The organism is Faecalibacterium tardum (genome assembly GCF_040096515.1).
In the GTDB taxonomy this organism is placed as follows: Bacteria; Bacillota; Clostridia; order Oscillospirales; family Ruminococcaceae; genus Faecalibacterium; species Faecalibacterium tardum.
This window is the reverse complement of sequence record NZ_JBBMEO010000097.1, coordinates 1-1070: the sequence shown is the minus strand read 5'-3', so window position 1 is coordinate 1070 and position 1070 is coordinate 1. Positions and strand designations below refer to the sequence as shown.

Here is a 1070-nt window from a genome sequence, read left to right as displayed (position 1 = left end):
ATCTTCCGCTTAGTGTATCAGCAAGCCGGGTGCAAAAAGCCTGTTTCCCGCCTGTGGCTGTCCAGCATGGAGGAAAACGCCATCCGGGAGGGCTTTGCCCACCTCAAACCGTCAACTGAATACGATGCCTTGTACAAGGCGGCTTTATGCCGGGAACGTGCCGACTGGATGGTCGGCATCAATGCGTCCCGGCTTTTTTCGTGCCTGTACGGTCAACCGCTGGCGGTGGGGCGTGTTATGACCCCGGTGCTTGCCATGACGGTTGTCCGGGAAGCTGCCATTGCCGCCTTTGTGCCGGAAAAATTCTACACGGTTGCCCTGACCCTTGCGGACGGCGGCACCGCATCCAGCAAGCGGTTTGCCCAGAAAGCGGATGCCGAACTGCTGCTTTCCAAATGCCGAAAGGAGAGGCGTGCCACGGTGCAAAAGATGGAACGCAAGGAGAAATCCGAAAGCCCGCCGCAGCTCTATGACCTTACCGCATTGCAGCGGGATGCAAACCGTCTGTTGGGATTTACGGCGCAGCAGACCTTGGATTATGCCCAAAGTCTTTACGAAAAACGGCTCATCACCTACCCCCGCACGGACAGCCGATTTTTGACGGAGGATATGGCGGCATCCCTGCCGGGACTGGTGACTGACACGGGCAGGGCGTTTGCCGTGGAGGAACCGGTTCCCATCCATGTGCAGCAGGTCATCAACGGCAGCAAGGTCACCGACCACCATGCGCTGCTACCCACGAAAAGCATGGCAAAAGCAGACCTTGCCGCCCTCCCTGCCGGGGAGCGGAATGTCCTGCGGCTGATTGCCACACGGCTGCTCTGTGCCGTGGGTGAGCCTTACTGCTATGCAGAAACCACGCTCACTACCATCTGTGCCGGGGAGAAGTTCTCCGCAAAGGGCAAGGTGGTGCTGTCCGAGGGATGGAAAACCATGGAGCGGAAAATGCTGGGCGAACTGCTTGGCAAGCAGAAAGAACCGGCGGTTCTGCCGGATGTGCAGGAGCAGAGCCAGTGCAGCGTTGCCGGTGTCGAACTGAAAGAGGGTCAAACGTCTCCGCCAAAGCATTT

1 protein-coding gene is annotated in these 1070 nt (G+C 58.6%); it reads left to right on the top strand.

Annotation, left to right across the window (positions count from 1 at the left end):
* The coding region (locus WMO44_RS14915; RefSeq protein ID WP_349153046.1) for a DNA topoisomerase at positions 1-1070 on the top strand (1070 nt) is incomplete at both ends.